The following is a 26,731-nucleotide window of genomic DNA, read 5'->3' on the forward strand; positions in this document are numbered from 1 at the left end:
TGTGTTGAAAGATGAAGTGGCTTTTGTGCGCAGCGCAGCGGCCCGCGTGCTCGGTCAACTGAGCGATGGGCGCGCCGTTGACCCGCTCATCGCTGCTCTAAAAGATTCGACCTCTAGCGTCTCTTCGGCTGCCGCGATGGGCTTGGGCGCGTTGAAGGATGCTCGTGCCATGCCTGCGCTGCTGGCGATGATCAGAGATCCTGCTCCAGATGTTCGCGCGGCAGTGGCCGCCTCGCTCGGCGATCTACGCGACAAGCGAGGGGTCGAGCCGCTGATACTGGCTCTCAATGATGAATACAAATCAGTGAAGCTTGCAGCCGCGCTCGCGCTCGCAGACATCGGCGACAAGCACGCGGTTGCGGCGCTCAATGAAGCTGTAACGAATGAGAAGGATGAGGAGACCCGCACGCAGATGAAAGAGGCGCTTCAGCGATTGATGGCAACTCCCGACCAATAAGCAGCAGTGGCGGTGGGCATCTCGCGGCAAAGTAGGGAGTGACCCTATCAACTGCGAACTGTGCCCGGTGCCTTACCGCCTGCTGTTTTTACTCATCGTTGCTGCTGCGCTTGCGCAGGCTCTTGCGTGCGCGACGCCGAGCGACCTGAGATTTGAGTCGGCGACGTTCGCCCGGCTTCAGGTAGAATGCGTGTTTCTTCGTATCTGTGATGATGCCCTCGCGGGCGACTTGCCGCTTGAAACGGCGAATTGCGCTTTCGATGCTTTCGTTATCGTGAACCTGTACTCTTGCCACTCAAAAAACCTCCATTTACTTACCAGCGATTATACGAGCCGCCTCGGCCTCCGCTGCTTCTTTCGCCTTCGCCGCCCCCGCTACTGCCACGGCCCCCGCTATCTCTATTAGCTTTGCGAGCCTGGCGGCATTCTTTACAACGTTTAGGCTCGCTCATTCCTCGCTCTTGAAAAAATTGTTGCTCGCCAGCCGAAAACGTAAAGGGCTGGCTACAGTCCGCGCATGTGAGGGTCCTATCTTCCATATCATCTCCTCAGTTCGGAGCCTTGATTAGAGTCGAGGGTTACGAAAAGGCAGTCCCTGTACCGGGGTGCGGTTGCTAAAACCCCTGGGCGCAAGCCAGTCGAGATAAATAACCCCGGTCTAAAATCGCAACAACTTCAAGCTGATTAGCTTACACAAGACGCGCGCCAACTGTCAATCGCCGCAGGAGTTGCTTTGCCGTTTTTCAAAAGGTCATAACCTCTTAGAGAGGTCTAACGTCTTAGAAGCCTGGGTCAAAGAAGGTCGCGGAGTCTTTCATCTGGGCCGCGACTGTCAGCTTGCAAAAATCATTTCCGGCTGCGACGATATTCACTCGCAAATTTTTGAAGAAAATTTTTTGTAACCGGCTGGCGGCTTTCGCAGTCTTAGTCGCCAGGCGGGCGCGCTCGCGAACGTGCTTCCACTGGCGCGGACGCGAGCACGCTCTGCCATCATCCCATCAAGGCGAATGTAAAAGGGCAAAAGTTGATCTGCCACGGGATTGGCGCGGATTTGCGCCGGCGCGGCGCGGTTTTCCTTTTGCATTTTTGCGCTTTACCTTATACCTTTTCCAAACCGACTCATTTCTTCAATTCAATGGAGGACGCTATGCACCGAGAACACTGGATTGCGCTCAGGCGGGTGTGCGCCGGGCTGTTCGCCTGCGCCCTGCTGCTCGCCGCGGCCGCCGCGCCCGCGGCAGTTGCGCAGAAGAAAGCCAAAGCGGCGACCGCCGCTTCTTCACAGCGGCTCAACGAAGAGTACACCGCTAAAATCAAAGAGTACACGACGGAAAAATACTTCCTGACGGAGCTCGTAGACCACCTGCCCGCCTCCGACAAGGTGCCGTCGCCTGACAAGGTTCTCGGTTATGTCGTCGGCACGCCGAACAAGCTCACCTATACAAAGGACATGTACCGCTACTATCGCGAGCTTGAGAAAGCGACGCCGCGCGTCCGCGTCTTCACCGCGCCCGAGCGCAGCGAAGAGGGGCGCGAGCAGATGCTCGTGCTGGTCAGCGACGAGGCCAATCTGGCGCGGCTCGACCGCTACAAAGAGATCACCAGCAAGCTCGCGGACCCGCGCCACCTGTCAGACGAGCAGGCGCAACAGCTCATCAGCGAAGGCAAGACCTTTTACTGGGCGTCGGGCTCGATCCATTCGCCGGAAACCGGCTCGCCAGAAATGCTGATGGAGATGGCCTATCGGCTGGCGGTTGAAGATTCGCCGCTCATCGAAGCGATCCGCAAGAACGTCATCGTCATGATTACGCCGGCGCTCGAAGTAGACGGGCGCGACCGCGCCGTTGATCAGTATTACTATCACAAGGCGAACCCGAATAAGCCCATGCCGCCGCTGCTCTACTGGGGCAAGTACGTCGCCCACGACAACAACCGCGACGGCCTGGGAATGGCGCTCGCCCTGTCGCGCAATCAGATGAAGACCTTCATCGAATACCACCCGCAGATTCTCCATGACCTGCACGAATCGGTGCCGTTCCTCTATACCTCGACCGGCACCGGGCCATACAATGCGTGGCTCGACCCGCTGGTCATCGATGAGTGGCACGTGCTGGCTTATCACGAGATCGAGCAGATGACCAAGCGCGGCGTGCCCGGCGTCTGGACGCATGGGTTTTATGATGGCTGGGCGCCGAATTATATGTTTTACGTCGCCAACGGCCATAACTCGGTGGGCCGCTTTTACGAGACCTATGGCGGCACAGGCGCCGACACCCTGACGCGCAATGTCGGCCCGCAATCACAGCGCGACTGGTATCGCCCGAACCCGCCGCTGCCGTGGGTGAAGTGGTCAATCCGCAACAACATCAACTTGCAGCAGTCGGCGATTCTTTTCGCGATGAACTACGTCGCCAACAATCGCGAGCGCTTCCTGAATAACTTTTATGTGAAGAGCAAGCGGTCAATCCTCAAGGCGGCCAACGAAGGGCCGGCGGCTTACGTGATTCCCGGCGACGATGCGCGGCCGGTCGAAGCCGCGGACATGATTAACCTGCTGCGCCTGATGGGCGTCGAAGTTCACACCGCGACCAAAGAGTTCAGCGTCGGTGACAAAAAATATGCGGCGGGCTCTTACATCGTCCGCATGGATCAGCCGTATTCGCGCATGGCCGATATGCTGATGGACACGCAGTATTACAACGTTAACGACCCGCGTCCGTATGACGACACGGGGTGGACGCTCGGCGCGCTGCGCAACGTTAAAACCGTGCGCGTCACCGACAAGAGCGTGCTCGACACGCCGATGGTGCTGCTGACCAGCGACGCGCGAGTGCGCGGCAAAATCAGCGGCAAGCTGGCGATGGCCGGCTTCATCATCAATCACAACACCGACAACACGCTGGCGACGCTGCGCTATCGTTTGAAAGACATCAAGATGCTGGCCGCCGAAGAGGCGTTCAAGATGGACGACCAGTCGTTCAACGCCGGCTCGTTCATCGTCAAGTTCGAGGGCAACCCGGCGGACGCCCGCCAGCGCCTCGAAGACGCGGTGGTTGATCTGGGGCTCACCGCCGTCGCCATAGACAAACTCCCGGAGGTGAAGACGCACGAGCTGGCCGCGCCGCGCATCGCCATCGTTCATACCTGGACGAACACCCAGAACGAAGGCTGGTTCCGCATCGAGTTCGACCGCTTGAAGATTCCCTATGACTACATCTCGGATCACGTCCTGCGCGACACGCCGAACCTGAAAGAGAAGTATGACGTGATCATCTTCCCACCGGTCGGCGGCACGGCGCAGACCATCGTCAGCGGCATGCCGAAACGCGGCGAGCCGATGCCCTGGAAGCAATCCGAGGTGACGCCGAACTTCGGCTTTTCGCCCGATCAGACCGACGACATGCGCGGCGGCATGGAGCTGCGCGGCGTCTTGAACTTGCAGAAGTTCGTCGAAGACGGCGGCCTCTTCATCCCCATCACGACGGTCGCCCAGGTGCCGATTGATTACGGCATCACGAGCGGCGTCGCCATCCAGCAGTCGGAGCGCTTGCAGGCGCGCGGCTCGGTTTATAGCGCGAGCTTCGCAGATCGCAAGAGCCCGATTGCCTATGGCTACGGCGAGCAGTTGGCGGTCTATTTCAATCAAGCGCCGCTCTTTCAAATCGCCGCGGGGCCGGGCGGTGGCGGGGCGGGTGGCGGCGGCGGCGGCGGCGGCACGACGGCGGGCGGGCCACGCCCGTCGGGCCGTGGCGGGTTGAGTGATCCCGACATCACGCAATCGATGCCGCAGGCCGGCCAGCGACCGTCGTCAGGGCGACCCGGCGAAGACGGAATGAACGAAGAGGCGCGGCTGTTTATGAGCCCGTACGCGACGCCGCCGAATCTGAGGCCGCGCGTCGTGCTGCGCTTCGCGACGACCGAGAAGGATTTGCTGATCAGCGGCATGCTGGCGGGCGGCGCGGACCTTGTTGGCAAGCCCGCCGTCGTTGACATTCCGGTTGGCCGCGGCCATGTGGTGATGTTTGCTACAAACCCGATGTGGCGGCATCAGACGCAGGGCGAGTTCTTCCTGCTCTTCAACGCGGCGCTGAATTACGATCACCTGAGCGTAGGCCGCGCCGAGCCGACGGCAAGGCCGGAGCGCGCCGGCACCGGCGACGAACAATAGGTGAATGAGGATCGTTGACTCGGGCGGCGGCGCGGCATCAATCAGAGCCGCGCCGCCGCTTTTCTATTTCCGCGCGGTGCAACCGGCGCAGCCGAGCATAATCGACGCGACTTCGAATAGTAAAACAAATGATAATTTAACAGAAAGGACTTTACATTTACTGAATTATTCTGCAAGATCGCTTCGGCACGTCTCAGTGCTTCACACCTTGTATCGTTGGAGGATTAGACATGGCAACCATTCAACAGAACACGGCTCATGAAAAGGTAACGGCCAAGGCCCTCGCCGGCGCTCAAGGGACGCTATCGCTGAAAAACCTGACGGGCAAGTGGAACTGCTGCGACAAGAACACCCGCAACATCGTACAGGTCGTGCTCGGCACGAAGGGAAGCGCGTTGACGGTCCAGGTGTTCGGCGCCTGCTCGCCTTCGCCCTGCGATTGGGGTGTCGTCGAGGGCATCGCTTACGGCGATAGTGTCGTCGCAACGGACGCCATCGCCTTCACCGCGCGCTATGACTTCAACTTTAAGGAGACCATCGTTACCGGACTCCTTGACAATGGCACCCTGATTGTCGAGACCTACAACAGATTCAAAGACGCGAGCGGTCGGTCGAACTACTACAGCCGGTCGCATCTCTGCCGCGGGTAGGCCGCGCCGAGCCGATGGCAAGGCCGGAGCGCGCCGGCACCGGCGACGATCAGTAGCCGCATCACACATACGAAAGAAACCGCGGCGAGCAGACGGTGAATCCTCTGCTCGCCGCGGTTTCTTTTCGCCAGCCGGAGCGCTACACATATCAAGGCCCCGCCATTGCTTCTTCACCGTCAGCTTTACTTTACCTGGGGTGCGAATATGCCATATCATACTGCCCGCTGCGAAACGGATTACTCCTCAGAGCCGGGGATGAAACATGAACAGTCTCACGTCGCTGCTGCCGGACGGCAGGCGCAAAGCCGGTCGCCTGGTTAAAGGCATTAAGAGCATCACCGAATTCTTCAGCGATGCCGTCGAGGGCTTCAAAGGCACGGGCTTCCCCACCGCCATTGCCAAGGCCGCGCCGTGGGCCGGCGTTGTCGGTGAAGCCGCCGCCGAAGCCCTGCCACCGTTGAAGTTCTTTACCAAGCTTGCCGAGGAGCTAACGAAAGAGACGGACCCGGAAAAGCTCGGACTGACCGCCTGCACAATCGCTTACCAGCGCGCCGTCGAGAAAGCGTTCAAAGCCGAGAGCGCGCCGACCGGCGAAAAACATGCAATCGCGGAAGCGAAAGCGCAGCTTGAGTTGCTGCCGGCCTGCGAAGAAGTGGACATCGGCACGTTCTCGCGGAAGAATCCGCTAGAGCATGAGTTCGTCGAGCTGGCGAACCTGCATTTGCAGACCGCCGCCATCAAAGTCGGCTACGTCGAAATCCAGGTGGACCGAATCACGGCGCGGGTGCAGCAGGAGTTTCAGCATTGCCTGGCCCTGTTGCTTTCGGACGCGAAGACTGCCGAAAAGTTCGCGCCGTTTCGAGTCTACCTCGATCTGGGCAGCGAAGAGCGGCAGGCGCGCAAAGCGCTGGCGGCGCATGCCAACTATCAGCGCTGGCTCTACGAAGAAGCGCCGGTGCTGGGCCGCTCGCCGTTCGCCTTGAAGCACGTCTACATCGAGACCGAATGCGGTAAGCTGACCTGGGGCGAGATCAAGCCCGACCCGCGTTCGGCGGCGGCGCGGCTCAACCCGTTTGGCGAAGAGCACGGCGGGCGGCAGCCGTTGATTCAAACCGTGCTCGATTTGATTGCCTCGCCCGATCTGAAAGAGTCGATCATCGTGCAGGGCATGGCCGGCGCGGGTAAGTCGTCGTTCACGCTGAAGCTGTGCGACGAGCTGCTCAAGCGCAACCTGCACCCAGTTCGGGTCCGCATCAAAGACCTGAGCTTCGACACGCACATCAAGGACGCGCTGCCAAAGGCCGTGCTGTTTGGCGATGAGAATTACTCGGAAGCTGTGCCGCCGGCCAGCAATTTGTTTCTCGACTACAGCATTCTCGGCGAGCGCGGCGTCGGCGCGTATCAGCACCTGTGCAAATATATTTTTATCTTCGACGGCTGGGACGAGATCAGCCTGAGCGACCGTGGCTTCCAGCAGAAAGTCGCGCAGATGCTCGACCAGATCAACGGCCACTTCCTGTCACAGAATACGCAAAGGCAAAAGCCGCTCGTCCGCGTCATCCTGACCGGTAGGCCGACGAGCGACATCGGCGAAACGAATTGTCTGCGCGAGAAGACGCCGATTCTTTCGATTCGCCGGTTAAGCCCTGCACAACTGCGGCAGTTCGTCGGCAACTTGGCGGAGGCTGTGAAGGCGAAAAAGCCGCTGATTCCGCTTCCGAAAGAGAGCGGTAGCCTCGTGGAAGAAGACCGTTGGGCAGTTCCGCCGCTGACGCATTTCGAGCCTTTGTTTAAGAGATACGATGAGTCTTTCAAGCAAACCGGCAGTGATGCGTCGGGCGAGCTTGACGCGCTCGGCTTGCCGCTGCTGGCGCATTTGGCCGTGCGGCTGATCTCGGAATGGCCCGACGACCCGGCGCAACTGGTCGAAGATACGACGACGCTCTATCGCCACTTGATTGATCTGACCTGCAAGAAAGCCGGCAAGGCCGAGGACGCCGAAGACGACAGCCGCGACCAGCACAAAGTTTATGAAGGCGAGTTGCGCGATCTGCTGCACCAGACGGCGGCGGCGATCACCTTGTTTGGGCAAGAGAACATTCCGCTGAAAGAACTGGCCTTACGGCTGGGCATGGAGCCGACTCACCTTGATGATCGCGTCGAGCGCGACACGAAAGAACGGAAGCTGTCGTCTTTGCTAATCAGTTTTTACTTCAAAGGCGGCCACCAGAATCTCGGCTGCGAGTTCGGCCACAAATCGTTCCGCGAATACCTGTTCGCCGAAGGCATTGTCGAAGCGTTGAAAGATTTCGGGCGCAAGCAGCGCCGCACGCCGCCGGAGCGTGCGAATTACTGGCAGGATTTTGACCCCAACGATGCGGGCGACTTTCGTTATGATTTTTCGCGCAACCTCTCGGAGCTACTCGTATCGCAATGGCTGACGTCGGAAGTGAAACGACACTTGGAGAGATTAATCCAATGGGAGATCGCGCGAGCCGTCGCATTGAAACGAGGAGAAGCCGTTTCGCCGAATCGGGCAAAGCGGATTGGTATGCCGACGGCGGCGCTGGATTGGGAGGGTTGGAAACAGGTACGCACGGGCGTGGCAGACCTGTGGGAATGGTGGGGCGAAGGCGTGCATCTGCGCCCGCAGGTCGTAAAAGAGCGACGCGGGCGAGAGGCCAAACTCATCCCGGCTTATGTGAATGAGCTGGTCGAGTATGTGGCTCCACTTGACCCCGACGCCAGAGGGCCAGCTTATGTCCGCACGACGACGGTTGACGCGCGGCTGGGCGAAGGGCTTTGCCTGCTCGCCGCGCTGGTTCATGCGTATATGGCTGATAGTGAACAAGAGCCAAACCTGTCGGAAGTGATTCAACCAAGAAAGTATCAAGCGATTGACCAACGTGACGCTCACGAACGCCTCTTGTTTAAGCCAAGTGGCGATAGCGCTCAATACTTCAAGAACTATATTGCCCGCATCAACGCCGCCGGTTGGCGGCCAGATGGTGAGTTTCCTGGTTGGATATTTCTTGGCCGTGTGAATTTAAGAGGAACAGATCTCAGCGGCACATACCTCGAGGGCGCCCGCCTCAGCGGCGCCAACCTTAGTGGCGCTGACTTCTACTGCGCAAACCTTACCGGGACAGATCTCAGAGGTGCAAACCTCTACGAAGCATACCTTAGCCACACCGACTTAAGTTTTGCCAACCTCATCGGTGCTGACCTCCGTGATGCACACCTTTTTAACGCAGACCTTTCTGAAGCATCTCTCGATGGCGCAGAACTCAGTACTGCAACCCTCGATGGCGCAAACCTTACTGGCGCGACTTTCACTGTCGATCAAATTGAAGCAGCGCGGTTTGAGGGGATTATAGTCGAGGGCGAATTACGTGACCGCGAAACGCTATTGTGGCGGTTGCGACAACAAGACGCAGAGGAGAAAAAGGATGTTTGACGCCCAATAGTCTATCCGCCGCCACATCAGGCGATCAATTGTGGCCGCCCGCCGATTTGTTAACGGCGTCAGACAAGCTGTTGGCGCGTCAGGGGCGTGAAAGCGCGCTCTTGATGAACGACGACACGTCCTGCTTGAGCTTGGCCAGCATGCCCGCATCGATGTACATCATGTGGCCCGCCTCGTAATACTCCAGACGAATACTGTCGCGATGGGCGGGGTCGAGGTTCATGTGATTCAACGTATACTCGGCGGCAAAGTACGGCGTCGCCATGTCGTAATAGCCGCACGCAACAAAAAGCTTCAAGTAAGGATTCTTGGCAAATGCGTTGCGCAGCATCTCGCTGGTGTCGGCGTAGCCGTTATTGATGCCCCAGTCCCAGCGCCCGATGCCGCCGCCGAGAATGTAATACTCAAGGTCGGACTTGAAGCCCAGCTCGGTGCGCACGTAGCTGTTAAAGGCGGCGGTGTAGGGCGGGCGAATCGCGTTGTTTGACGGGTCGCTGTCGGGCCGCTCGCTCACCGCCGACGCGTCTATGCCTTTGAAACGGCTGTCGAGCCGACCGACGCTGCGCCGCTGATCGCGCAACAGCTCTTTGTCGAAATGCCCCAGGTCAACACGCAGGTTGGCGTTGGCGATGAACTGCCGGTCAAGCCCCGTGTAACGGGCCAGCCGCTCAGTCACTGCCTGGCGCTCCTGAGCCGTCAGCCGGTCGCCCTTGCCCAAGGCGACGGTGTAATCGCTCGCCGCCCACGCTTCGACTTCATCGAGCACTTTGCGCAATGGCTGGCGCTGCAAATCCGCCGGCAATCGCTTGTGATACCAGGCGGTCGCCGCATAGCTCGGCAGAATCAAGATGTAGGGCAGGTCGTTGCCTTGCGCGAACAGCAGGGTTTGAAAGTTCATCACCGTCGAAACCAGAACGACGCCATTAAACGCAATGCCGCGATCAATCAGATAACCCGCCAACCCCGCCGCGCGCGTCGTGCCATAGCTTTCGCCGACCAGAAAGAGCGGCGACGACCAGCGCCCGTTGCGCGCCAGGTAGAGGCGGATGAATTCGCCGACCGAAGCCAGGTCGCCTTGCAGGCCGTAGAACTTATTTGCCAGCTCCGGTTTCGTCGCGCGGCTGTAGCCGGTGCCGACCGGATCGATGAAGACCAGGTCGGTCTGATCGAGCCATGTCTGCGGATTGTCCGTGACCTGATAAGGCGGCGGCGGCATCTCGCCATTATCGAGCATCTTGACGCGGCGCGGGCCGAGCGCCCCCAGGTGCAGCCACACAGACGACGAGCCGGGGCCGCCGTTGAACGAAAACATCAGCGGGCGCTCGGTCGGGTTGGCAACGTTGTCGAGCGTGTAGGCCATGAAGAAGATGTGCGCTTCGGTCTCACCCGTCTGACTCTTGATCGGCATGAACCCGGCCGTCGCGGTGTAGGCCAGCGTCTTGCCGTTGATGCTGATCGTGTGTTTGGTGACGACCGGCGTTTCATCAACAACCGGCGCGGTGGCGGGCTTTGCCGCATCCGTTGAGCGCCCCTGAGATTCGGCAGGGCGGGCTGGCGCGGCGGCTTGTGATGACGGCGGCGCGGCGGGCTGAGTCTGCTGGCCGCCGAACAAGAGCATGCAGGCGAGCATCATGGTTGCGATCATGGGCTTAGCTCCTGGACCGAGGGTTGATGTTGCAGTCCGAGATTTTCCTTCAGCCTTTCGCAAAAAGCAATCCGCCTGCGAAGCCGCCGGGCGCTTGCGCGGCGGCGGCGGTCATTCGCTTTTCGCGCATCGTCTCTGCTAACATGACCGCCGTATCTTTTACCCCAGATCATTCGTCACTGCGTTCATTCGTCGGGGAGGCACTCTCTTATGCGTCGCGCTTTCGGTCGTACACCGGCCCTGTTGTCCTTGCTGCTTCTCTTCGCCATCACCGCCCGCGCCCAGAGCGAAGTGCTCGTGAACGTAGACGCCGGCACGATCAAACGCGCCGTTGACGCGCGCCTCTTCGGCCTCAATGCCGCGATCTGGGACAGCCACTTCAACAGCGCGACGACCGTGTCGTTGTTGAGCGCCAACGGCACGCGCCTGCTGCGCTTTCCCGGCGGCTCGCTTTCCGACGAGTATCATTGGCGAACCAACACAACCCTCAACAATACCTGGACGTGGGCGACCAGCTTTGACGCCTTTGCCAACGTCGCGCAAGCCATCAAGGCGCAGGCGGTGATTACCGCCAATTACGGCACCGGCACGCCGCAGGAAGCCGCCGACTGGGTGCAGTATGCCAACGCCACACAGCACTACGGCTTCAAGTACTGGGAGATTGGCAACGAATGTTTCGGCTCTTGGGAAACCGACACGCGGCAGCGGCATCACGATCCTTACACCTACGCGCTTGCGGCGCGCGATTACATCACTTTGATGAAAGCCGTAGACCCGAGCATCAAGGTCGGCGTTGTCGTCTTGAGCGGCGAGGATAGCTGGTTCGTTCATTACACCGACCACCCGGCGACTAACCCGCGCACGGGGCAGACGCATACAGGCTGGACGCCCGTCGTCCTGGCGACCTTGCGCAGTCTCGGCGTTGTGCCGGACTTCGTCATCTATCACCGCTATGATCAAAATCCCGGCGGCGAAAACGACGCCGCGCTGCTGCAATCCGCGAAAGGCTGGGCGGCAGAGGCGGCGGATTTGCGCCGTCAGCTCAACGACTATCTCGGCGCAGCGGGCGCGCAGGTCGAGCTGGTCTGCACGGAAAACAATTCGGTCAGCAGTCTGCCGGGCAAGCAGACGACGAGTCTCGTCAACGGCCTGGTTTACGCAGACAACTTCGGACAGATCTTGCAGACAGAGCTCACGACATGGATGTGGTGGGATTTGCGTAACAGTCGAGAGGCAGCGAATAACAACAGCCCGCTGCTCTACGGCTGGCGCTTGTACGGCGATTACGGGTTGGTGTCGGACACCAGTGAGCCGTACCCGACTTATTACGCAAGCAAGCTGATGTCGTTGTTCGCGGCTGAAGGCGACCGGGTTGTGCAAGCGGCGAGCGATTCGACGCTGCTTGCGGCCTACGCCGTCAAGCGCGCGGACGGCGCGCTGGCGCTACTGTTGATTAATAAGAACCCGACCGCCGCGCTCAACGCCCGCATCAACCTGACGGGATTTGCGCCGCCTGAGATGGCGACTGTGCATTCGTATGGCAAGCCGCAAGATGATGCGGCGCACCTCGGCGTCGGCCCCGGTTATCCTGACATTGCGACGACGATGATTGGCGGCGTCGGCGCGAATTTCCTGTTCAGCGTGCCGTCGTATTCGATGAACGTGATCGTGATGGGCGGCCCGTCATGCTCGGTCGCCCTGTCGCCGGCCAGCCAGGCGTTCGCGGCGGCGGGCGGCGACGCGCAGATCAACGTGACGGCAGAGGCCGGCTGCAACTGGACGGCGACGACGGGCGAAAGCTGGGTGATGATTCGCGCCGCGCAGGGAAGCGGCAGCGGCGTGGTCAGCTACACGGTGCTTGAAAATCTGACGGGCCAGCCGCGACAGGGACAAATCACGGTCGGCAATCGCGCCTTCACGGTGACGCAAGAAGCCGCGCCGCCGGCGAACTGCTCGGTGACAATCACGCCCGAAACCGGCAAGATTTCAGGCGGCGGCGGCACCATAGCCATTACGGTCTCTGCAAGCTCTCCGGCCTGTCCCTGGCAGGCAACAACGAATGTAGAGTGGATTACAATTACCGCCGGCGCGAGCAGCGGCAATGGCACCGCGACCTTCACGGTTGCGCCGAATCCTCAGGGCCGCAAGCGCAAAGGCAAGATCACCATCGCCGGCAATGTTTTTGTATTGAAGCAAAAGCCCGGCGGGGCTTAACCGCCGCGCGGCTTTGCATAGTAGCCGCTGCGAACGGTGATTCGCACCTCCCCCGTCTGCTGCCGCGCCTCCGGGACAAGATCGAGCTTGAGCTTTAAGCGAGACCATGGTTTTGCAACTCATTTCAGCCACTCCTTCAGCCGCGGGTCGGCCTTGTAAAAAGCTTATTACACCCGCGCCGCCCGTGCGGCAAGTCGAACTGGTCTTGTCACTGGTCGGCGGCGAGTGCAAGAATATGATGAGGCCGCTTGGAAGTCTGCCGATTCCCAGCCCCGTGCATGGCCTCTTGTTAACGCCTGACCAATCGGGCTGACGATCCAGGCGCAGCATGCGACCACAACTCCATAGCAGCAGTTAAAGCGGATGTCGAAATCTCAAGCTGTCACGCGCACCGAGCGGCCCGCCATCGCCTGGGCCGTATTGCTCTGCTTCTTTGCCTCGGGCATCAGCGGCCTTGTCTATCAGGTGGTCTGGGTGCGCGAGCTGGTGCTGGTCTTTGGCGCGACGACCTTCGCGGTCAGCACGGTGCTAACCGCCTTCATGGGCGGGCTGGCGCTGGGCAGCTTCTATTTCGGGCGGCGCTCGGAATCCATCCCGCGCCCGCTGCGCCTCTACGGCTGGCTTGAGATCGGCATCGGCGTCTACGGCCTGGCCGTGCCATTCATCTTCGCCGCGCTGCCGGTGATCTATCATCCCATCTGGCGCTGGCTGCAACTCTCTTTCTTCACCCTGAGCCTTGTGCGCTTTCTCTTCGCCGCGCTGGTGTTGATTCTGCCGACCGCTTTGATGGGCGCGACGCTGCCGGTGCTGGCGAGCTATTACGCGCGCGATGCCCACCGCATTGGTTTGCGCGTCGGCTCGCTGTACGCGCTCAACACCTTTGGCGCAGTCATCGGCGCGGCGGTCACAGGCTTTGCGCTCATCCCGCTGCTTGGCATGCATGCGACGACGGCGACGGCGGCGGCGATTAACATCACGCTGGGCCTGGCGGCGCTGCGCATCTCGCGCCTCGAAGAAGCAGACGGCGAGATCAGCGAAAGCGGCTTACTCGGTCGCGGCCAAGAAATCGCGTCGCCCACGGCTGCCGCCTCTGCGAAAGTCACTTCTCTCACAAATGACAACCTGAGCCGCCGCGCGCTCGTCGTCATCCTGGTGTCGTTCGCGGTCAGCGGCTTTATCGCGCTCGCCTACGAAGTCATCTGGAGCCGCGTGCTGGCGCTAATTATCGGCTCGTCGGTCTACGCCTTCAGCATCATGCTGACGACGTTTCTGACAGGGCTGGCGGCCGGTGCGGCGGCCGTCTCGCGTTTCGCGGATCGCATACGCCGCCCGGTGATGGCATTCGCGATTATCGAGATCGGCGTCGGCGTCACCTCGTTCATCGGCGCGCACCTGTTTAACGATCTGCCTTATGTCTTTGTGCAACTCTACCGCATTGTCGGCAGCGGCTCATTCACCGTGCTGTTGTTTGCGCGTTTCCTGATTTCGGCGCTGGTGATGATCGGGCCGACGCTGTTGCTGGGAGCGCTCTTTCCGCTCGTCGTGCGCATCATCTCGACCAGCCAGGCGGCGCGGCGCAGCGGGCGCACGGTCGGCGAAGCCTACGCCGCCAACACCATCGGCGCGATTGTCGGCTCGTTCGCCAGCGGCTTCATCTTGATCCCTGTCATCGGCCTGCTCGGCAGTCTGCGGTTGTGCGCGGCGCTGAACTTCGTCGTCGCGGCGGCGCTGTTTTTTGTCTTACCAAAGCGAGAGACGAATACAGAGACGCGGCGACGCGGCGACACGGCGGCGCGGCGAGAGAAAAACACAGAGGCGCGGCGACCGGCGAAATCTCCGCCTGTCGCGGCGTCGCCCGCTCGCCCCCTCGCGGCCTGGGCCGGCATCGCCGTGTCGGCGCTCGCCATCATCGGCATCGTCGTCTTCGAGCCGGCGTGGGATTCGCAAGTCATGTCGAGCGCCGTCTATCGCTACGCGCCGCAGTTGAGCAATAAGAGCAAGGCGGAAATCTCTGAATACCTGCGACGCGGTCAGGGCGAGAGCATCTATTATAAAGAAGGCATCACGGCGACCGTCGCTGTGCAGCGGATGAACGAAGGGCGCGTGCTGAAAGTCAACGGCAAGCCCGAAGCCTCGACCACCGGCGATATGCCGACGCAGATTCTTATCGGCAGCCTGCCGCTGCTGGTTCGCCAGCAGACTGATGATGTGCTGTTGATCGGCCTCGGCAGCGGCGTCACTTTAGGGTCGGTCGAACAGTTCCCGGTCAAGCGCGTCACCTGCGTCGAGCTTGAGCCGGCGGTCGTCGAAGCGACGCATTACTTTGAAGACGTCAATAACCGCCCGCTTCAGGACCCGCGCCTGCGATTGATCTCGAACGACGGGCGCAATTTCATCTACACGACCGACGAGAAGTTTGATGTGATCATCTCTGAGCCGTCCAACCCCTGGCTCACGGGCGTCGCCAACCTGTTCACGCTCGAATACTTCAAGCGCGGCGCCGAGCGCTTGAAAGAAGACGGCCTCTTCGGTCAGTGGCTGCAACTTTACGAGATGGCCCCGGAAGACGTGCGCACGCTGATCGCCACCTTCCACGCCGCCTTCCCTTACGTCTACATCTTTCGCGGCGCTGAAGGCGACTTGATGCTGCTCGGCAGCAAAATGGATCGCAAGCTCGACCTTCAAGTCATGCAAGCGCACTTCAATGAAGCCCCGGTCGCCGCCGACCTCAAACGCATTAAGACGACGCAGGCGACCGACCTGCTATCGCGCTTTTACCTCGGCCCGCAGGAAGTAGCCGACCTTACAAACGGCGCACAGTTGAACACCGACAACAATGCGCTGATCGAATTCAACGCGCCGCGCCGCGTCGGCACGACGGAAGAGACGGTCGAGCGCAATGTGAAACAACTGCTTGCCCATGCGGTGTCGCCGCTCGCCTACCTCGAAGGCCGCTCGCCGCTCGCGGCAAGCGACGCCGATTTGTTGGCGCAAACGGCGCTCGGCGCGGTCAAGCGCGACGACCATGCGCGCGCCGAACAGTTCGTCAATTATTCGCTGGGGCTTGCCGACACGGCGCAGGCCAACGGCATGCTGGGCGAGCTGCGCGCCGCGCGCGGCGATGAAGCGGGCGCTCTGGAAGCCTGGGAGACGGCGCTGGTCTTAGACCCGAAGCACTTCTATTCGCTGCTCAACATCGGCAAGCTATACCTCACCCGGCAGGACACCGCCCGCGCCGTGCCTTATCTCGACCGCGCCCTCACGGTCCAGCCCGACAGCGCTCGTGCCCACCACCTGCGCGGCCTGGCATATCAGGCGAACGGCGACAATTCGCGGGCGGCGCTCGAGTATCGCAAGACGCTCAGCGACGCGCAATACGCCCGCAGTATCCCGACCTTTTATCTGAACTTCGGCACGGCGCTCGTTCAGCTTGGGCTTTATGAAGAAGCCGTGCAACTGCTGAGCGAATACGTCAAGCTGGCGCCCGCAGACTTTGACGCGCACTATCAACTGGGCGCGGCGCTGGAGATTCAGTCCGAGCGCTCGCTCGACGAAGCGACGACGCGCCGCGCCGTGCAAGAGTTACAGCAAGCCTTGAAGCTGCAACCCAACCACGCGATGGCGCATTATTATCTGGGCAAAGCCTATCGTCGGCTTGAGCTGTATGACCTGGCCGACGCCGAGTTCGAAGCCTACGAGCGGCTCTCGTCGTGACCGGCAACGGATGATAGGAAGCAGGAAGCAGGAAGCAGGAGGCAGTCAACCGTTTCGCTTTCTGCCGTTGCACGATGACATGAATCGCTAAAGACGCCGAGTGATGGCCTTTCTTTGACTGCCTCCTGCCTCCTGCTTCCTGCCTCCTGCTTCCTGCCTCCTAGTTTTCCCTGGCCTTTTGGCGCGGCTGGGCTTAGTCTATTCGGGCTGCAACTTTTCGCAGGCTGGCGCGTTCTAGTGGACAGCAGGCCGAGATCGCTTCTTCCCAAGGAGTTTTCGATGGCGCGTACTCGACGAATCCCGCTTCTTTTACTGGCGCTCTTGCTGCCGGTCTGCGCGCCCGTGGTCCAGGGAAAACCGCTTGCCGAGCGCGGCATCTTCGAGCGGCTCTTTCAAGGCGCGAAGGTCGTCAACGTCGTTGATGATTTCCTGACCTTCTGGGAGGCGATGAAGGATAAGCCGGTGGCGCAGCAGCGTTACTGGTGGAAGCGCATGGTCGAGGACAAGTACCGCGACTACTTTGAGCGCGCCGTCTACCGCAACGCTGATGTGAAATCGCGCCGCGCCATGCTTAATGAATTTCTGGTGCGCATGCCGGAGCGCATCGAGGCGCTACGCGAGTTCAATCGCCAGCTCGCCGATCCGCACACCAGCCCGCTCATCGGCGCGTTCATCGCCTTCAAGACGCGCTTCCCCGATTACCAGCAGCAACGCGACATCTACATCGGCCTGAGCCTGTTGCGCTTTGACGGCGCGGTGCGGCCTGTGCAGAACGAAGCCGGCGTGCCCGACACACTCTGCCTGGGGGCGGACGTGCTGTGCGGCTATGCGCCCGACGAATTGCGCCTCGCGCTGCTGCACGAATTCTTCCACCTCTATCATTTCGGCTTCCTGTTTCAGCACCCGGCGCTCGAGGAATTCCGCGCGCCGCACATGCCGCTGATGATCGAAGGCATGGCGGTCGCCGCCACCGAAGCCATGCTGCCCGGCCACCCGTTGGCCTTCTACCTGCATTTCAGCGATGAGAGTCAGAAGGCGCAGGCGCACGACTTGCGCGCCAACGCCGCGCGCTTCCTCGAATTGGTCGCCGGAAACGCGCCGCCCGAGCAGTACGAGGCATGGTTCAGGAATGCCCCGGCAGAATCGGTGCCGGCGCGCGGCGGCTACCTGCTCGGTTATGAAGTGACGCGGCGTGTGCTGGCCGCTATGCCACTCGAACAGATGGTGCGGCTCGCGCCTGCCGAGCTACGCGAGCATGCCGAAGAGCAGTTAACCGAAATCGCCGGCCGCCAGGTTCTCGTGCTGGACAGGTAAAGGCTAATTCCTACCTTTTCGATTCTGGTTTGCGAGCAATGAAAGCGACGCGCGCTTTGAGCAGCGCATAGCTGCCATAGCGGCGCACGGCGCGCACGCGAAAGCCTGTGCGCCGCAGTTCGGCGGCAAGCGCAGAGGCTTCATACAAACGCACGCGGTGGACTTCTTCGGCGCGGCGATAACAGCCGCCGACTTTGCGAAAAGTCGTAATGCGGCGGATCAAGGTTTGTTGCCGGCGGTCTTCTTTCTTTTCAACCAGCGTCGCCCAGCCGTCGCCTTCCGCAAAGCTTCGCGCAGAGGTCGCGCGCCCCAGCGCGCCGGGTTCCATCACGTCGAAAATGAAGACGCCGCCGGAGGCCATCTGGTCGTAGATGCGCCGGAAGAGTTGTTTGAGCGCCCGGTCATTGTTGCCGGTGTCGAAGAGATAGCTGATGCATTCGCCGAGTGACGTGACCGCCTGGCATGGCGGAATGGCGGCTTGAAAGAGCGAGTCAACACGGAATTTGGCTTGCGGCACGCGGCGTCGCGCCAGTCGGATCATCGCCGCGGAGATGTCTATGCCGAGCACGTCGTAGCCGCGCTCGACCAGTTGCTCGGCCCACAGCCCAGACCCGCAGCCGAGGTCAACGATCAGACCGTTGCGAATCCCATAGCGAGTGAAGATATCGAATAGGCCGGCGGCGGCTTGCCGCGCAAACTCGCCGTAGCCGACATCGTGAATGAAGGCGAGGTCTTCCTGGTAGTAATCCGCCATCCGAGTGTTAATTCTGCGTCCACGGCTGGATCATGATGCCCTTGCGCTTGTTCGAGAGGTCGGCGGCGACCTGCTCGGCGTCGCGCTTTTTATACGGGCCGATGACGACGCGGTAGAGCGTGTCGCCGCCGCTCGGCATCTGCACGTGCGTGGCGATGTAATCGCGGCGCATGTCGGATTCAAGCTGCTTGGCCTGTTCGAGCGTGCCGAAGGTGCCGATCAAAACCACGTACTGGGTGTTGTCATCGCCCGCCGGCTGAGTGGCTGGCCGCGTCGTCAAGCCGGCGCTGGCCACTTGCTTGTTCGCCTGACCGGCAGCGGCATTTTGATTGGCCGTGGCGCTGGTCTGGTTGGCGCTCGCCGGCGCGTCTTGTTTGACGATGGCCAGTCCGGCCCAGAACGCGGCCAGCAGCAGGACAATCCCAATGATGAAAATGGCAACGACTTGTTTATTGCTCATAGTGTCAAAAGAGGTTTCTAGTTCGTGGTTCCTAATTCCTGGTCTATAGCTCGATGCGGTTTCGCTATCTAGCAAACCAGGAACTAGGAACTAGAAACCAGGAACTAAGAACTAACGAATTTCTACCGGTTCGCGGGGCTGAACCGTGAAAGTTTCCTGCCGCGGCCTGGCGCCGCCGATCAGAGTCGAAATCATATCAAGCGGCAGCGGGAAGACGACAGTCGTATTTTGCTCGACGCCGATTTCGGTGAGCGTTTGCAGGTAGCGCAATTGCACGGCGACCGGCTCGGCGGCAATCGTGCGCGCTGCCGAGAGCAACTTCTCGGCGGCCTGGTATTCGCCTTCGGCGTGGATGATCTTGGCGCGTTTCTCGCGCTCGGCTTCGGCCTGGCGCGACATGGCGCGGCGCATCTCTTGCGGCAGGTCAACGGCCTTGATCTCGACCAGCGACACCTTGATGCCCCACGGGTCTGTGTGCAGATCGAGAATCTGCTGCAAGCGCGCGTTCAGCTTTTCGCGCTCGGCCAGCAGATCATCCAGGTCGGCTTCGCCCAGCACCGAGCGCAGGGTGGTTTGCGCCAGTTGTGATGTAGCGTACAAATAGTTCTCGACCTCGACGACGGCGCGGCGCGGATCAATTACCCGGAAATAGACGACCGCGTTGACCGACACGGTGACGTTGTCGCGCGTGATGATGTCCTGCGGCGGCACATCAAAGGCAACCGTGCGCAGGCTGATGCGGACGATGCGGTCAATGGGTCGGAAGACCAGGATGACGCCCGGGCCTTTGGCCTGCGGCAACAAACGGCCCAGCCGGAAGATGACGCCGCGCTCGTACTCGGGCAGGATGTTGATGACGCTGATGAGGTACAGCACGAAGATGACCAGCGCGATGATCGGCAATGTGAAAAGCTCTTTCGGCATAGCTGCCTCCTGTTTGATGGACTGGCCAGTTTGAGGGAAGCCGACGGCGCTTGCGGCCAATCGGCAAGCGACTAATTCACGTTAGCGATTCTCTATTCGGCCACCGCCGAGGCTTTGCGCGGCGCGACGGCGTCATCCTTCTCAGCTTCGACGTTGAGCGTCAGGCCGTTAATGTCGGTGACGCGCACGCCTTCGCCGGAGGCGATGCGCATAACGGAGCGCGCCCGCCACAGCTCGCCGCGCACAAAGACGGTGCCTTCCGGCGCAATCGCGGTCTGCGCGCGGCCATGCAGGCCGATCATGCCGGCCATCCCCGTCGTCACTTTCATGCGCCGAGCCCGCACCGCCAGCTTCAGCATGAAGATCAGGATGACCGCGAACGGCACGATGACCGCAAGCACCAGGCTCAACGGCAGCCGCAGCTCAGGCGTGCGCACGTCAACCAGGATCAGCGCGCCGATCACCGCCGCCGCGATGCCGCCCGCGCCGATGACGCCAAAGCCGCCGACCTTTGCTTCCAGCACGAACAGTCCGAGGGCGACGCCGAGCAGCAGCACACCCGTCAGGTTGATCGGCAGCATGTGAAACCCATAAAGCGCCAGCACCACCGATACCGAGCCGACGACGCCAGGCAGGATGGCGCCCGGATGTTGAAACTCGAAGTACACGCAGAGCGCGCCGAGCGCGAACAGGATGAAGGCAATGCGCGGGTCGGCGAGCGCCATCAAGAGCCTTTCGCGCAGTGACGGCGTAATGTCGGTCACCGCTTTGCCGGCAATCGCAAGCGGCGCGCGGCTGCCATCAAAGCGCGTCACCGTGCGGCCATCGAGCTGCGCCAACAGGTCAGCATCGTCGCGGGCGATCAGGTCAATCAAGTGTTTCTCTAAGGCTTCGCGCTCGGTAAAAGATTTGCTCTCGCGGATGGTGGACTCGGCGGCTTGCGCATCGCGCCCGCGGCGTTCCGCATGGCTGCGCACGTAAGCGGCGGCGTCATTGGTGACCTTTTCGGCCATCGTCTTTTCCATGTCGCGCCCGTCGCCTGTGACCGGGTGCGCCGCGCCGGTCGCCGTGCCCGGTGCCATCGCCGCGATGTCTGCGGCCATCAAGATGACAAAGCCCGCCGAAGCAGCGCGCCCGCCGCTCGGCGCGACATAGATCACGACCGGCACACTCGACGTATCGATGCGCGAAACGATCTCGCGCATCGAAGTATCGAGACCGCCGGGCGTGTCGAGCGTGATGATCAAGGCTTCAGCCCCCTCGCGCTCGGCGCGGGCAATGGCCGAGGTGATGACTTCGGCGCTTGCCGGCGTGATCTGGTCGCTCAGCCTGAGCCGCAGCACGTCAGCGCGTGCCGTCTGCCCGGTCATATTCAAGATCAGCAGGAGCGCGGCGGCCAGTAGGGTTTTCTTCAGTGTGGTCATAACGTGCTACCTTCGGGCGGCGATTTCTACCGCTAGTGTAACACAAATCCAAGTGGCGCGATTACGACGCGCGGCAACGCTGCATCCTGACGCGTGGAATCAGGCGCTTGCCGCCTTAGAAAGCCCTGGAACAATCTCTTGACTGGCCATGACAAGTTTTGTTTAATGGCCTTGCTGAGCCGATAGCCCCTTCGCTAACCATCCGTTCTCAAACCTGCCGGGAGATATTTAGATGAAGACTGATAGAAACCCACAAATCCCCAACCTAGTCGTCTATGGCGTGCTCTACGCCATCATCTTCGGGGTTAGCCTCTGGCTATTGGCCTTTCATAGAGATAGTCGCACGAATTGGATTCTCTATGTCGCCATGAGTGTGGCCGCCTTGGCCGGCCTGGTGAAATTTGCGTTACACTCGCGCAAGAAGCACCCACAATCTGCATAAATTCGCCTCTTAGCGGGATCGCGTTCATCACGGCTCCAGCGCCGGCTCATAGGTCGTGATGAACTCCAGAAACTTCGACACCTCGACGATGTCTTTGCCAAGGAAGCGAATGCTGTGCGAGTCTGTGCGCTCGACAATCGACAGGTAGCTGAGCATCTCCGACGGGCGGTAATTCTTGAAGCGCACGTCGAGCTGCACCGGCGCTTTGACCTTGTAGGGCTTGAATTCTTTAATGCGACTGATGGCGCGCTGGACTTTTTCGCGAATCAGCTCATAGGCCACCTCCGGCGTCAGTGTGCGCGCCGAGTGAAAGCCATACGACCACTTGACGACCGCGCCTTCGATGTTGCCGAGCAAGCCGGTGACTTCTTTAACCACCGCGTCGTCGCCCGAAACCATAATCACCGGCACGTTGAAATGGCCGGCGATGGCGGCGTTGATGCCGGCTTCGGGCATCGAGACATTGTTGAGCCGCACGTCTGCCAGCCGGGCGCTCGAAATCGTATGGGCGCGCACCCCTGCGGTGTTGTTCGTGCTGGTGTGGTAGCCGATGAAGATAGCGCCGTCGAACGATTCGTCAATGCCCTGCATCATCATCAGCGGGCGCGGCCACGAGCGCACGATGGTCACCGACCGGGGCAGCTTTTCGATCAGCAGGTTCTGGCCATTGCCATGCGAATCGCTGATGACCACTTCGGTCGCGCCGGCGTCTAAAGCGGCTTGCGCGGCGGCGCTGACTTCGGCGGTCATGAACTCGCGGAAGCGGTTGTACTCGAAGCCCTGCGGCCCGAGCTGCTCGTTCGTCACCACCCCGACAATGCCTTCCATATCGGCAGAGATGTAAATCTTCATCTTCTTTGCTCCTTGCGCCAGCTTGATGCTCTGCGCGCCGGCGGTCGAGCTGACCACGAGCGCGACCAGCAGCGTCCAGCATACCCATCGCATTTTCATATCGAATGCTCCTTTGCCTGAAGTTGCGACCAATAGCCTGAAGCGGCGCAGAGAGGATTATCACAAAGCCGCCGGGTGGGCAAAGAAAATGCGGCCCGTGGTTAACGGAAGGCGGCTTCAGATGCCGAGCTGTGATTCGATCTCGCGAATGCGCGTCACCAGCCGCAACAACTCGGCGTCGCTAACCGGTCTGCCACGCGAGACCTGATCACAGACCATCAGCAGGCGCGCCAGCTCGGCTTCGTCCAGGCGGGCGCGCCGCGCTGCCCTGGCCGCCAGTTGCGCGCTCTCGGCATTCGGCGGCAAGCCGCTGTAACGGCACAGCCGTTTGCGAAAGTCCCAGTAGACGTTCTGCATCGCCAGGTCGGTGGCGCGCGCCAGCCGCGTGATCGTCGCCATCGAAGAGACAAACTCCAGGTTGGTCGTGCGCCGCTCACGCCGCAGCGGCAGCGGGCGCGCGAACCGCCGCCCGAAGGTGTAGGTGGCGACCGCCGCGATCAACACGCCCTGCCAGAAGAGCCACGGCACCGGCGTGCCGCGAAAGTAAGCCAGCACCCCTTCGCTTGTGGCGTGCGAGCCGTAGCCGTGATGGAACTCATCAAAGGCGATTTTGCCCGGCGGCAGGTCGTCGAACAGGTTCAGGGCCAGTACGACGTTGTCGGCTTCCTTGATGCCGTTGTTCGCGACGATGTGCGGGTCTGTGAGAAAGACGACGCGGCCATCTTTCACCCTGGCGTCTGCGAGCAGCGCGCCGTTGTCGTCGCCGATGTGCGACACCGCGCCGTGGCCGCTCAGGCGGATGCGGGTCGCGGCGCTGCCAAGCTTGATGCGCTCGACGCCGAAGGCATAACGCGTCGGCTGCAACGGCTTCGGCTCGCCGTTCGAGGTAGTAAACGACGTGTTGGCCACAAGGTCGCCAATCACGTGGTCGAGTTGGACCGTCTGATCGATGATGAGCAGTTGCTTGCCGCGCCCGACCCATTCGGCGAGGGCGTCGAACTCTTCTTTGTCGGGGCCAGAGCTGTCAGGCAGAGCGATCAGCACCAGCGTGCCGATGTCGTCGCGGTCGGTGATTTCGTTGTACGGCTTTTCCAGCCGCGTGACCGGGTGGCCTGTCTCTTCGAGCAGCGTGTAGAAGGCCCGTGTGCCGTAGGGCGTCGTGCGATACGACGAGCGGTTGCCGGTCTGTTCGCTCTCTTCCGCCGTCTGCGGGTCAACGAAAAACACGAAGTTGAGCCCCACCAGCAGCAGGAAGATAACCAGCACTAACAGGATCGCGCTCGTGGATCGCTTCATAAGAGAGTGACAAGTGACAAGTGACAAGTGACAAGTGACAAGAAAAGAGGATGACGGACGCAGGCGCGACAGCTTCTTAATTCTTGTCACTTGTCACTTGTCACTTGTTACCTCCGATAAGCGCCATCGCTTCGCTGCGGGTGCGCGGGTCTTTCAGGAAGCCGCCGCGCAAGGCGCTGGTGATGGTCTTGGCGCCGGGCTTTTTAACCCCGCGCATCTCCATGCAGAGGTGCTCGGCTTCGATGACCACCATCACGCCTTTGGCGCGCAGCTCGGTGTAGAGCAGGTCGGCGATTTCTGTAGTCAGGCGCTCCTGAATCTGCGGCTTCTTCGCCATGATGTCGGCGACCCGCGCCAGCTTCGACAGCCCGACGATGCGTCCCTCGCGCGGGATGTAAGCGATGTGCGCGACGCCGACGAAGGGCACGAGATGATGTTCGCAAAGACTGTAAAGCGGGATGTCTTTGACGATGACCATCTCGTCGTGGGTTTCGGCGGGGATGACCTGCAAGACCGCGCGCGCGTCCTGGTGCAGCCCGGCGCAAATCTCTTCGCACATCAAGGCGACGCGGCGCGGCGTGCCTTGCAGGCCGGGCCGGTCGGCGTCTTCGCCGATGCCTTCCAGGATCAGGCGCACGCCGGCTTCGATCTTTTTCAGGTTCATCTTCGGTTGGCCACTGGGCGGCGCGTGATTATGCTTTTTCGGGTTCGCCATTCTGGTCGTCTAATCTCTCGCGGTAACGGGCGCTGGCGGCGGATTGAACTTCGATAACCGGCACGTCCAATTGCCGGGCCAGCCGCGCGCAGTCTTCATACTCCGGTTGAAAGTGTAACGTGCGCCCGCCGTCACGCGCCACCTTAACGCGCACTTCGCCATAGCGCGTCTCGACCGTTTCAAGCGTCCGTGCCAGCACGCGCCGCCGCGCGTCGTAGTAGCGCACGCCGAGCGTTGTCGTTTCGGCGAGCAACATCCGGATGATCGTTTCACGCGCTGCCGGCTCGCAAAGCACGGTCAGTAAGATGCCCGGTCGTGATTTCTTCATTTGCGTCGCCGTCATAAAAACGTCGAGCGCGCCGAGCATGAGCGCCTTCTCCATCACGAAGCCGAACGCCTGCGGATTCATGTCGTCAATGTTGGTTTCGATCACCGCAATCACTTCATCGCGTCCGGTCAATCCCTCAACGCTTTCTAAGTCACCAAGCACAACGCGCAGGGCGTTCGGGAACCCTTGGGGGTCGCGGGTGCCCGCGCCGTAGCCGGTTCTCGCAATCTTCATCCCCGGCAGCAGCCCGAAGGATTCCGCGAGCGTGGCAATGATCGCGGCGCCGGTCGGCGTCACGAACTCGCCTTCGATGTCGCCCGCATAGACCGGCACATCGCGCAACAGCGCGGCGGTCGCGGGGGCCGGCACAGGCATCAATCCGTGCGCGGTCTTTACCGTGCCGTGCCCGACGCGCAACGGCGAAGCCAGGCAGTGCTCGACGCCGAGCATCTCAAAGCCGATCATCGCGCCGACCGTATCAATGATCGAATCCACTGCGCCGACTTCGTGAAAGTGGACGCGCTCGCGCGTCGTCGCGTGGACGAGCGCCTCGGCATCGGCGAGCAATTCAAAGGCGCGCACGGCGCGCTGCTTTGTCAGATCGCTGAGCGCCGAACGGTTGATGATCTCACGAATATCTTTAAGGTGGCGGTGCGGCTGCGTTGCTTCATCAACCGCGACATTGAATTTGGTCGCCGCGATGCCGCCGCGTTTGACGCGCTCGGCATTGACTTGATAGCCGCGCAAGCCGAGCGATGCGAGTTGCGTTTGCAGCTCGTTCCAGTCAGCGCCGGCATCGATGAGCGCGCCGCAGATCATGTCGCCGCTCGCGCCGGCGAAGCAATCAAAGTACAAGGCGCGCATCAGCCTCGCTCCTTCAAGAACCGCGGCAGGATTTCGCCCGCTTTGCCGAGCAGCGTGTAATCGGCGAGAAAAGAGATGTCGGTCATCTCCGGGTTGACTTCAATCACCCGCGCGCCCGCCTGCTTGGCGGCAACCGGCAACCCCGCCGCCGGGTAGACCACCGCCGATGTGCCGATGACAAAGAAGAGGTCGGCGCGGCGGGCGGCTTCTTCGGCGCGCTCGAAGATGCCTTCGGGGAGCAGCTCACCGAACAGCACCACGTCGGGCCGCGCCGCGGAGCCGCAGACCAGGCAGAGTGGCACGTCTTCGAGCGGCGTCTCGCGGGCTTCAAAGGTCGAAGCGCAACGCAGGCAACGCGCCCGCCAGATATTGCCGTGGACTTCGAGCAGGTTGAGGCTGCCGGCAGCGCGGTGCAGGTCGTCAATGTTTTGGGTAATCAGCGTGAACTCCTCAAAGCGCCGCTCCCATTCGGCCAGCGCGTAGTGGCCGGCGTTCGGTCGAACTTCGGTGAGCAAGCCGCGCCGGTAATCGAACCACTCCCAGACGAGCTTCGGGTCGGTGCGCATCAATTCGGCGGAAGATAATTCGGTGACGGGCCGCCCGCGCCACGTCCAGATTTCCGCCCCGCCGCCACCGCGAAACGTCGGCACGCCGCTCTCGGCAGAGATGCCCGCGCCCGTCAGCACGGCGACCCTGCGCGCCCCGTCGAACATCATCCGCAGCTCGTCTGTGACTTCGCTGAGCACCATAACCCCCTCATCTTAACAGAAAAATGACGAGTCTATAGACCACGAAGGGCCAAGTCCAGGGTCTATTCATTTTCTAAAAGAAAGAGGCGTTCCTCTGTAGAATGAGGTTGCTAAACACCCACTTCTTCAGGAGGAACGCCATGAGCACTCACGTGCCCTCTCTAGCTCAAGCTTTATCACTACTGCCCGATTTCAG

At 61.1% G+C, this 26,731-nt stretch carries 20 protein-coding genes; 8 read left to right on the forward strand and 12 right to left on the reverse strand.

What is annotated here, in order from left to right:
- On the forward strand, window positions 1-457 hold a 457-nt coding region (locus VJ464_23945), incomplete at its 5' end, for a HEAT repeat domain-containing protein (protein HKQ08199.1).
- An 88-nt stretch (window positions 458-545) separates the two neighbouring features.
- Here the strand turns inward: VJ464_23945 and rpsU are convergent.
- Both rpsU and VJ464_23955 read right to left on the reverse strand, forming a co-directional pair.
- A complete protein-coding gene (gene rpsU, locus VJ464_23950) occupies window positions 546-752 on the reverse strand; it encodes a 30S ribosomal protein S21 (protein HKQ08200.1) in 207 nt (68 codons plus the stop codon).
- A 19-nt stretch (window positions 753-771) separates the two neighbouring features.
- A complete protein-coding gene (locus VJ464_23955; protein ID HKQ08201.1) occupies window positions 772-996 on the reverse strand; it encodes a zinc-ribbon domain-containing protein in 225 nt (74 codons plus the stop codon).
- Between the two features lie 608 nt (window positions 997-1,604).
- Here VJ464_23955 and VJ464_23960 point away from each other — a divergent pair.
- From VJ464_23960 to VJ464_23970, 3 genes are all read left to right on the forward strand, one after another.
- Window positions 1,605-4,625 (forward strand): M14 family zinc carboxypeptidase, encoded by a 3,021-nt coding sequence (locus tag VJ464_23960; protein ID HKQ08202.1) that lies wholly within the window; start codon window positions 1,605-1,607, stop codon window positions 4,623-4,625.
- A 230-nt stretch (window positions 4,626-4,855) separates the two neighbouring features.
- Entirely contained in the window at window positions 4,856-5,275 is a 420-nt protein-coding gene (locus tag VJ464_23965) for a hypothetical protein (protein HKQ08203.1), read from the forward strand.
- 262 nt (window positions 5,276-5,537) lie between these two features.
- A complete protein-coding gene (locus VJ464_23970; protein ID HKQ08204.1) occupies window positions 5,538-8,732 on the forward strand; it encodes a pentapeptide repeat-containing protein in 3,195 nt (1,064 codons plus the stop codon).
- An 88-nt stretch (window positions 8,733-8,820) separates the two neighbouring features.
- Here the strand turns inward: VJ464_23970 and VJ464_23975 are convergent, their stop codons facing one another.
- Complete coding sequence (locus tag VJ464_23975) at window positions 8,821-10,386, reverse strand: peptidase S10 (GenBank protein HKQ08205.1); 1,566 nt, start codon at window positions 10,384-10,386, stop codon at window positions 8,821-8,823.
- A gap of 210 nt (window positions 10,387-10,596) precedes the next feature.
- On the opposite strand from VJ464_23975, the gene VJ464_23980 reads away from it, so the two are divergent.
- The 3 genes from VJ464_23980 to VJ464_23990 all read left to right on the forward strand — a co-directional run bounded on the left by VJ464_23980 (window position 10,597) and on the right by VJ464_23990 (window position 17,628).
- Window positions 10,597-12,600 carry a BACON domain-containing carbohydrate-binding protein gene (locus VJ464_23980; GenBank protein HKQ08206.1) on the forward strand — a complete coding sequence of 668 codons (2,004 nt, stop codon included), beginning with the start codon at window positions 10,597-10,599 and terminating at the stop codon, window positions 12,598-12,600.
- 363 nt (window positions 12,601-12,963) lie between these two features.
- Window positions 12,964-16,314 carry a fused MFS/spermidine synthase gene (locus tag VJ464_23985; protein ID HKQ08207.1) on the forward strand — a complete coding sequence of 1,117 codons (3,351 nt, stop codon included), beginning with the start codon at window positions 12,964-12,966 and terminating at the stop codon, window positions 16,312-16,314.
- A gap of 279 nt (window positions 16,315-16,593) precedes the next feature.
- Window positions 16,594-17,628: a hypothetical protein gene (locus VJ464_23990; protein ID HKQ08208.1), complete on the forward strand. Its 1,035-nt coding sequence runs from the start codon at window positions 16,594-16,596 to the stop codon at window positions 17,626-17,628.
- A 10-nt stretch (window positions 17,629-17,638) separates the two neighbouring features.
- On the opposite strand, the gene VJ464_23995 is transcribed toward VJ464_23990, so the two are convergent.
- The 4 genes from VJ464_23995 to VJ464_24010 all read right to left on the reverse strand — a co-directional run bounded on the left by VJ464_23995 (window position 17,639) and on the right by VJ464_24010 (window position 21,190).
- Entirely contained in the window at window positions 17,639-18,382 is a 744-nt protein-coding gene (locus VJ464_23995; protein HKQ08209.1) for a class I SAM-dependent methyltransferase, read from the reverse strand.
- A 7-nt stretch (window positions 18,383-18,389) separates the two neighbouring features.
- Window positions 18,390-18,842 (reverse strand): SPOR domain-containing protein, encoded by a 453-nt coding sequence (locus VJ464_24000; protein ID HKQ08210.1) that lies wholly within the window; start codon window positions 18,840-18,842, stop codon window positions 18,390-18,392.
- 111 nt (window positions 18,843-18,953) lie between these two features.
- Entirely contained in the window at window positions 18,954-19,766 is an 813-nt protein-coding gene (locus VJ464_24005) for a slipin family protein (GenBank protein HKQ08211.1), read from the reverse strand.
- 92 nt (window positions 19,767-19,858) lie between these two features.
- A complete protein-coding gene (locus tag VJ464_24010; protein ID HKQ08212.1) occupies window positions 19,859-21,190 on the reverse strand; it encodes a nodulation protein NfeD in 1,332 nt (443 codons plus the stop codon).
- A 232-nt stretch (window positions 21,191-21,422) separates the two neighbouring features.
- On the opposite strand from VJ464_24010, the gene VJ464_24015 reads away from it, so the two are divergent.
- Window positions 21,423-21,632 carry a hypothetical protein gene (locus tag VJ464_24015; GenBank protein HKQ08213.1) on the forward strand — a complete coding sequence of 70 codons (210 nt, stop codon included), beginning with the start codon at window positions 21,423-21,425 and terminating at the stop codon, window positions 21,630-21,632.
- A gap of 27 nt (window positions 21,633-21,659) precedes the next feature.
- Here VJ464_24015 and VJ464_24020 read toward each other — a convergent pair whose 3' ends face one another.
- The 5 genes from VJ464_24020 to VJ464_24040 form a co-directional block, all read right to left on the reverse strand.
- Window positions 21,660-22,583 carry a M55 family metallopeptidase gene (locus VJ464_24020; GenBank protein HKQ08214.1) on the reverse strand — a complete coding sequence of 308 codons (924 nt, stop codon included), beginning with the start codon at window positions 22,581-22,583 and terminating at the stop codon, window positions 21,660-21,662.
- A 117-nt stretch (window positions 22,584-22,700) separates the two neighbouring features.
- Window positions 22,701-23,879: a DUF4350 domain-containing protein gene (locus VJ464_24025; protein HKQ08215.1), complete on the reverse strand. Its 1,179-nt coding sequence runs from the start codon at window positions 23,877-23,879 to the stop codon at window positions 22,701-22,703.
- A gap of 100 nt (window positions 23,880-23,979) precedes the next feature.
- Window positions 23,980-24,543, reverse strand: a complete 564-nt coding sequence (gene folE, locus VJ464_24030; protein HKQ08216.1) for a GTP cyclohydrolase I FolE — start codon at window positions 24,541-24,543, stop codon at window positions 23,980-23,982.
- Between the two features lie 28 nt (window positions 24,544-24,571).
- Window positions 24,572-25,786: a nickel pincer cofactor biosynthesis protein LarC gene (gene larC / locus VJ464_24035; GenBank protein HKQ08217.1), complete on the reverse strand. Its 1,215-nt coding sequence runs from the start codon at window positions 25,784-25,786 to the stop codon at window positions 24,572-24,574.
- A complete protein-coding gene (locus VJ464_24040) occupies window positions 25,786-26,535 on the reverse strand; it encodes an NAD-dependent deacylase (GenBank protein HKQ08218.1) in 750 nt (249 codons plus the stop codon). Before VJ464_24040 ends, larC begins: the two co-directional genes overlap by 1 nt.
- Window positions 26,536-26,731: the final 196 nt, after the last annotated feature.

It is taken from the genome of Blastocatellia bacterium, from assembly GCA_035275065.1.
Classification (GTDB): domain Bacteria; phylum Acidobacteriota; class Blastocatellia; order UBA7656; family UBA7656; genus DATENM01.

Coding starts and splice junctions, on each gene's coding strand:
- VJ464_23955 (HKQ08201.1), bottom strand. CDS start 996: ATGGAAGATAGGACCCTCACATGCGCGGACTGTAGCCAGCCCTTTACG.
- VJ464_23960 (HKQ08202.1), top strand. CDS start 1,605: ATGCACCGAGAACACTGGATTGCGCTCAGGCGGGTGTGCGCCGGGCTG.
- VJ464_23965 (HKQ08203.1), top strand. CDS start 4,856: ATGGCAACCATTCAACAGAACACGGCTCATGAAAAGGTAACGGCCAAG.
- VJ464_23970 (HKQ08204.1), top strand. CDS start 5,538: ATGAACAGTCTCACGTCGCTGCTGCCGGACGGCAGGCGCAAAGCCGGT.
- VJ464_23975 (HKQ08205.1), bottom strand. CDS start 10,386: ATGATCGCAACCATGATGCTCGCCTGCATGCTCTTGTTCGGCGGCCAG.
- VJ464_23980 (HKQ08206.1), top strand. CDS start 10,597: ATGCGTCGCGCTTTCGGTCGTACACCGGCCCTGTTGTCCTTGCTGCTT.
- VJ464_23985 (HKQ08207.1), top strand. CDS start 12,964: ATGTCGAAATCTCAAGCTGTCACGCGCACCGAGCGGCCCGCCATCGCC.
- VJ464_23990 (HKQ08208.1), top strand. CDS start 16,594: ATGGCGCGTACTCGACGAATCCCGCTTCTTTTACTGGCGCTCTTGCTG.
- VJ464_23995 (HKQ08209.1), bottom strand. CDS start 18,382: ATGGCGGATTACTACCAGGAAGACCTCGCCTTCATTCACGATGTCGGC.
- VJ464_24000 (HKQ08210.1), bottom strand. CDS start 18,842: ATGAGCAATAAACAAGTCGTTGCCATTTTCATCATTGGGATTGTCCTG.
- VJ464_24005 (HKQ08211.1), bottom strand. CDS start 19,766: ATGCCGAAAGAGCTTTTCACATTGCCGATCATCGCGCTGGTCATCTTC.
- VJ464_24010 (HKQ08212.1), bottom strand. CDS start 21,190: ATGACCACACTGAAGAAAACCCTACTGGCCGCCGCGCTCCTGCTGATC.
- VJ464_24015 (HKQ08213.1), top strand. CDS start 21,423: ATGAAGACTGATAGAAACCCACAAATCCCCAACCTAGTCGTCTATGGC.
- VJ464_24020 (HKQ08214.1), bottom strand. CDS start 22,583: ATGAAAATGCGATGGGTATGCTGGACGCTGCTGGTCGCGCTCGTGGTC.
- VJ464_24025 (HKQ08215.1), bottom strand. CDS start 23,879: ATGAAGCGATCCACGAGCGCGATCCTGTTAGTGCTGGTTATCTTCCTG.
- folE (HKQ08216.1), bottom strand. CDS start 24,543: ATGAACCTGAAAAAGATCGAAGCCGGCGTGCGCCTGATCCTGGAAGGC.
- larC (HKQ08217.1), bottom strand. CDS start 25,786: ATGCGCGCCTTGTACTTTGATTGCTTCGCCGGCGCGAGCGGCGACATG.
- VJ464_24040 (HKQ08218.1), bottom strand. CDS start 26,535: ATGGTGCTCAGCGAAGTCACAGACGAGCTGCGGATGATGTTCGACGGG.